The organism is Streptomyces sp. NPDC021096 (assembly GCF_040641275.1).
Classification (GTDB): domain Bacteria; phylum Actinomycetota; class Actinomycetes; order Streptomycetales; family Streptomycetaceae; genus Streptomyces.
Genome location: NZ_JBFADG010000050.1, coordinates 1 through 6,529 on the forward strand (window position 1 = coordinate 1; position 6,529 = coordinate 6,529).

A 6,529-nucleotide genomic window follows, 5' to 3' on the forward strand; every position below is an offset into this window, starting at 1 on the left:
GTGTGGACGACCATGCGCAGGTCGTCGATGGACCGGACGACCTCCGCGATGGCGTCGCGGTCGGCCACGTCGCAGGCGACGACCCGTACCCGGGCACCCAGCGCTTCGAGTTCGGCGGCGAGTTCGGCCGCCCCCGGGGCGGTGTCGCCCCGGCGGCTGACCAGCACGAGATCGCGTACGTCGTGGGCGATGACGAGATGGCGGGCGACGAGCGCGCCGAGGGTCCCGGTGCCGCCGGTCACCAGCGCCGCACCCCGGGCCGGCTCGGGGCCGGTGCCACGGCGGGTCCTCACCAGGCGGGGTACGAGCACGCGCCCGGCCCGCACGGCCAGCTGCGACTCGCCCGAAGCGGACGCGGCGGCGATGTCGGGCAGCGCCGCACCGGCCTCGTCGACGTCCACGAGCACGAACCGGTCCGGGTTCTCGGTCTGAGCGGAGCGCACCAGACCCCACACGGCGGCGCCGTCCAGGTCCGGTACGTCCTCGCCGGGCGCGGCCGCTACCGCGCCGTGGGTGACGACGACCAGTCGCGCGTCGGCGAAGCGTGCGTCGGACAGCCACTGCTGGACGACGTCCAGTACCGCGGCCGGGTCCGTACCGTCGACCCGCACCCGGTCGGGCACGGCCTCGTCCGGGCCCAGTGCGGCGAACTCCGCGAGAGCCGGGCCGTCCTGCGCGCCGAGGGCACGCTCCACCCACTCCACACGGAACAACGCGTCGAGCGCACCACCACGGGCGTCGTACAGCTGCTGGGCGGTGACCGGGCGCAGCGCCAGCGACCGTGCCGACAGGACGGGAGCGCCGGTGGTGTCCGTCGCCCGGAGCGCGATCGTGTCGGGGCCGGCCGGGGACAGCACGACCCGCAGGGTCGTCGCGCCCACGGCGTTCAGCGTGACGCCGCTCCAGGAGAACGGCACGTATGCCTGCTGGTCGTCGGAGACGAAGTCCCCGAACCGTATGCCGTGCAGCGCGGCGTCGAGCAGGGCCGGGTGCACCGCGCACCGGGCGGCGTCACCGCGTGCCTCCTCCGGCACGACGATCTCGGCGAACACCTCGTCACCGCGGCGCCAGGCGCCGCGCAGGCCCTGGAACACCGGGCCGTAGGCGTAGCCGCGCTCGGCCAGGGAGGGGTAGAGGCCGCCGACGTCGAGGCGCTCGGCGCCGGCCGGCGGCCAGGCCTCCGGGGTGTGCTCGTCGCGTGCGGCGGCGCTCAGGGCACCGCTGGCGTGCCGGATCCACTCGCCTTCCCGGCAGGAGTACACCGACACCGACCGGCGCCCGGCGTCGTCGGCGTCGCCGACCGACACCTGGACCTCGACGGCGCCGCGCTCCGGGAGCACCAGCGGCCCCTCCAGCGTCAGTTCCTCCACCACGTCACAGCCGAACCGCAGACCTGCCTGCAGGGCGAGCTCGACGAAGCCCGTACCCGGCAGGAGTACGACGCCGGAGAGCGCGTGGTCCCCGAGCCAGCGATGGGTCGCCTGCGACAGCCGGCCGGTCAGCACGCAGCCGCCGGAGGCGGGCAGCGTCACCGTCGCGCCCAGCAGCGGGTGATCGAGCGCGCCCAGCCCCAGTGAGGAGGCGTCACCCTGCCCGGGAGCGGGGGTCAGCCAGTAGCGCTCCCGCTGGAACGCGTAGGTCGGCAGCTCGACCCGGCGCGCGCCGGCGACCGCCGGGAGCCAGTCCACCCGTACGCCGTGCACGTGCAGCCGTGCGAGCGACGAGAAGAACTGCGCGAGGCCGCCTTCGCCGCGCCGCAGCGAACCGGTCACGACCACCTGCTCGCCGGCCGCCTCGGCGGTGTCCTGGACACCCGTGGCCAGCGCCGGGTGGGAGCTGGACTCCACGAACACGCGGTAGCCGTCCGCGAACATCGACCGCAGCGCACCCACGAAGTCGATCGGCATGCGCGCGTTGCGGAACCAGTACTCCGCGTCGAGCCCGGTGGTGTCCAGCAGCCCGCCGGTCACCGTGGAGTAGAACGGTACGTCGGACCGGCGCGGGGTGACGTCCGCCAGCAGCTTCAGCAGCCGTTCCCGCAGCGGCTCGACCTGGGGGCTGTGCGAGGCCACCGTCGCGGGCACGACCCGGGCGCGTACCTCGTCCTTCACGCACGCGGCGACGAACTCCTCGAGGCTCTCCGGGTCGCCGGCCACCGTGGTGGCCGCGGGCCCGTTGACACCGGCCACGGCCAGACGCCCGCCCCACGGCTCGAGCCGTTCGGCCACCTGCTCCGCCGACAGGGCCACCGAGGCGATGGCGCCCTTGCCCACCAGCGTCTCGGAGAAGAGCCGGCTGCGCAGCACGACGATCTTCGCCGCGTCCTCCAGCGACAGCGCCCCCGCCACACAGGCCGCCGCGATCTCTCCCTGCGAGTGGCCGACCACGGCGGACGGCTTCACCCCGTAGGAGGCCCACAGCTCGGCGAGCGACAGCATCACCGTGAACAGCACCGGCTGGACGACCTCGATGAGGTCGAGCGACGGCGCTCCGGGCACGCCGCGCACCACGTCCTCGACCGACCAGTCGTAGTACGGCTCCAGGACGGCCGCGCACTCGGCGAACCGCCGGGCGAAGGCCGGGGAGGTCTCCAGCAGCTCGACGGCCATGCCCGCCCACTGCGACCCCTGGCCCGGGAAGACGAACACCACACCGGCGTCCGGCCCCGCCACCCCCTCGACCACGTTCGCGGCCGGCTCCCCGGCCGCCAGCGCCGAGAGCCCGCGCAGCAGTTCCTCCCGGCCGGAACCGGTCACGACCGCACGGTGCGACAGTGCCGAGCGCGTCGTGGCCAGGGTCCAGCCCACGTCGCAGGGGTCCAGCTCGTCCGCCGCGGCGGCCAGCCGCGCGGCCTGGGCCCGCAGGCCGTCCTCGCCGTGGCCCGAGAGGACCCAGGGAACGGTCGGCGCCCCGGCGCGCGGAAGGGCAGGCTCCGCCCCGGGTGCCGTCCCGGGCTCCGCCCCGGCCTCGGAGTCGTCCGCGACCGGCGGCTGTTCCACGATCACGTGGGCATTGGTGCCGCTCACACCGAACGCGGACACGCCGGCCCGCCGGGGCCGCTCACCCTCGGGCCACGCCGTGTTCTCGGTCAGCACCCGCACCGCGCCGGCCGACCAGTCCACGTGCGGGGTCGGCTCGTCGACGTGCAGGGTCCGCGGCAGCACACCGTGCCGCATCGCCATGACCATCTTGATGACACCGGCGACGCCCGCCGCCGCCTGGGTGTGACCGAGGTTCGACTTCACCGAGGCGAGCCACAGCGGCCGGTCCCGGTCCTGGCCGTACGTGTCCAGCAGCGCCTGCGCCTCGATCGGGTCGCCCAGCTTCGTACCCGTACCGTGCGCCTCGACCGCGTCGACGTCCGACGCGGCGAGACGGGCGTTGGCCAGGGCCGCGCGGATCACCCGTCGCTGGGACGGCCCGTGGGGCGCGGTCAGGCCGTTCGAGGCGCCGTCCTGGTTGACGGCGGAGCCCCGCACCACGGCCAGGACCGGGTGGCCATTGCGCTCGGCGTCCGACAGCCGCTCCACGAGCAGCATGCCGACGCCCTCGCCCCAGCCCGTACCGTCCGCGCCCGCCGCGAACGCCTTGGAACGGCCGTCGGCGGCCAGCCCGCCCTGGGCGGACAGCTCGATGAACGTGCTGGGGGTCGTCATGATCGTGACGCCGCCGGCGAGCGCGAGCGAGCACTCGCCGTTCCGCAGCGCCTGCACCGCCAGGTGCAGGGCCACCAGCGACGACGAGCAGGCGGTGTCCACGGTGGCCGTCGGGCCCTCCAGGCCGAAGGTGTAGGCCACCCGGCCGGAGATCACGCTCGCCGCACTGCCCGTGCCGAGGTGCCCCTGCACCTCGTCGCGCGCCGCGCTGAGGATCGTGGCGTAGTCCTGGCCGTTGGTGCCGATGAACACGCCCGTCGAGCTGCCCTTCACGGACTCCGCGGACAGGCCCGCACGCTCGAACACCTCCCAGGAGGTCTCCAGCAGCAGCCGCTGCTGCGGGTCCATCGCGATGGCCTCGCGCGGCGAGATCCCGAACAGCCCGGCGTCGAAATCGGCGATGTCGTGCAGGAACCCGCCGTACCGGGTGACGGACGTGCCGGAGCGGCCGGCCGGGTCGAAGAGGCCGTCCAGGTCCCAGTCACGGTCGCCGGGGAAGTCCGCCACCGCGTCGCCGCCCGCGGACACGAAGTCCCACAGCGCCTCCGGAGAGGCGATGCCGCCGGGGAAACGGCAGGTCATGCCCACGATCGCGATCGGTTCGTGGTTCTTCGCCTCCACGTCCTGAAGGCGCTGCCGAGTCTGCCGCAGATCCTTCGTCATCTCCTTCAGGAAATGACGAAGCTTCTCTTCATTCGACATCGCAGACTGCCCTTTCAACGTGGTACTGAGCTCATTCGACGGGGAAACGGGGTTCGACGGAGAGGTCACGAGATGCCGAATTCCTTGCCGATGAGATCGAAAATTTCGTCGTCGGTCGCGGAATCGACTTCCGCGTCGACGTCATTGCCTACGGAATCCGTCCAACGGGACAGCAAGTTCTTGAGCCGCGCGGCGACTTCCGCACCGGCCGCATCACCGGCCGGCAGCGCGGACAGCGCCGCTTCCAGACGGGTCAGCTCCTCGAGCGCGGGCGACTGCCCGTCCCCGGCCAGCCCGGCCCGGACGTGCTCGGCGAGCGCCGCCGGGGTCGGGTAGTCGAAGATGACCGAAGCGGGGAAGCGCACGCCGGTGGCGGTGGCGAGCCGGTTGCGCAGCTCCACGGCGGTCAGCGAATCGAAACCGATCTCCAGGAACCGACGCGCCGGATCCACCGATGCGGGCTTCGCGTGTCCCAGCACGGCCGCCACTTGGGTGCGTACGAGCTCCAGCACCGCCCGGTCCCCTTCGGCCGGCGGCAGGGACCGCAGACGGGCGGCCAGCTCCTCGGCCGGCTCGACCGGCGCGCCGGCGGGGACCGGCACCTCGCCGAGCAGCTCGCTCAGCAGCGGGCTGGGCCTCAGCCCGGTGAACCGGGAGCCGAAGCCCGCCCACTCCACATCGGCGATCATCACCGTGGTCTCGTCGGCCGCCAGCGCCCGGCTCAGCGCGCCGATGGCCGGCTCCGGGGCCATTCCGGGCAACAGCCGCTGCCCCGCCCCCATGCCGGACCCGGCCCAGGCGCCCCAGGCCACCGAGGTGGCGGTCAGGCCCTGGGACCGGCGCTGTCGGGCCAGCCCGTCCAGCACGGCGTTCGCGGCCGCGTAGCTGCCCTGACCGGCGTTGCCGAGCGTTCCCGCGGCCGAGGAGAACAGCACGAACGCGTCCAGGTCGCGGTCACGGGTCAGCTCGTCCAGGTGCCGGGCGCCGCCGGCCTTGACCCGCATGACCTCCTCGACGCGCTCCGGCGTCAACGACTCCAGCACGCCGTCGTCGAGAACGCCCGCCGTATGCACGACGACCCGCAGGCCGGCGACCGTGCCGAGCAGCGCGGCGACCGCGTCCCGGTCCGCCACGTCGCACGCGACCACCCGGGCCCGGGCGCCGAGCGCCTCGAGTTCCGCGACCAGCTCCTGCGCACCCGGCGCCTCCGGGCCACGCCGGCTGGTCAGCACCAGCTCCTCCACGCCCGTACCCGCCAGCCAACGGGCGACATGGCCGCCCAGGGCGCCCGTACCACCGGTCACCAGCGCGCTTCCCCCGAACCCGGGAGAGGCCACGTCGTCCGGTACGGGCGTCGCCCGCGTCAGACGGCAGCCCCACACGCCGGAGGAACGGATCGCGATCTGGTCCTCGCCGGTGGCGCCGCCGAGGACCCGGCTCAGGAGCTCCCCGGCGCGCTCGTCCGGCTCGCCGGGCAGGTCGATCAGACCGCCCCAGCGGTCCGGCTGCTCCAGGCCGATCACCCGGCCGAGACCCCAGATCCCGGACTGGTCCGGGGCCACTGTCTCGCCGTCGGCCACGGACACGGCGCCGCGGGTGACACACCACAGAGGGGCGTCGAGATCGGCCGCGGCGAGGGCCTGGACCAGGGAGATGGTTCCGACGACCGGGAGGAGCGAGACGACACCCGCGACATCCGCGTCGCCGTCCAGCTGCGCGATCGTCGTCACGTGTACGTCGGCGCCGGCGGTCCGCAGCGCGGCGACGACCGCGTCCGCGTCGTCCGTCTCGCGGCCGGGCTCGACCACGACCAACCAGGTGCCGGTCAGCGGCGGAGCCCCGGCCGCCGCCGGGACCGGAGTCCAGGTCAGGCGGTAGCGCCAGGAATCGATGACCGACTGCTCCTGCCGCGCACGCCGCCAGGACGACAGTTCGGGCAGCAGAGCGCTGAGCGGCCGGTCGGCGTCGATGCCGAGGGAGCCCAGGTCGCCGCGCTCGACGGCGTCCCAGAACGCGGCGTCCACCACGCTCGTGGCGGACTCGGCCTCGGCGGCCGGCTCCAGCCAATAGCGCTCGCGCTGGAAGGCGTAGGTGGGGAGTTCGATGCGGTGTGCGCCGGGGAAGAGCGTGGGCCAGTCGATGGTGAGGCCGCGGGTGTGGAGGGTGCCGAG

At 74.2% G+C, this 6,529-nt stretch carries 2 protein-coding genes; both read right to left on the reverse strand.

Annotation, left to right across the window (positions count from 1 at the left end; translation table 11 throughout):
* Window positions 1–4,319, reverse strand: a 4,319-nt coding sequence (locus AB0G59_RS28920) for a type I polyketide synthase (RefSeq protein WP_360917688.1), incomplete at its 3' end; no start/stop codon positions are given.
* 104 nt (window positions 4,320–4,423) lie between these two features.
* On the reverse strand, window positions 4,424–6,529 hold a 2,106-nt coding region (locus tag AB0G59_RS28925; RefSeq protein ID WP_360917691.1), incomplete at its 5' end, for an SDR family NAD(P)-dependent oxidoreductase.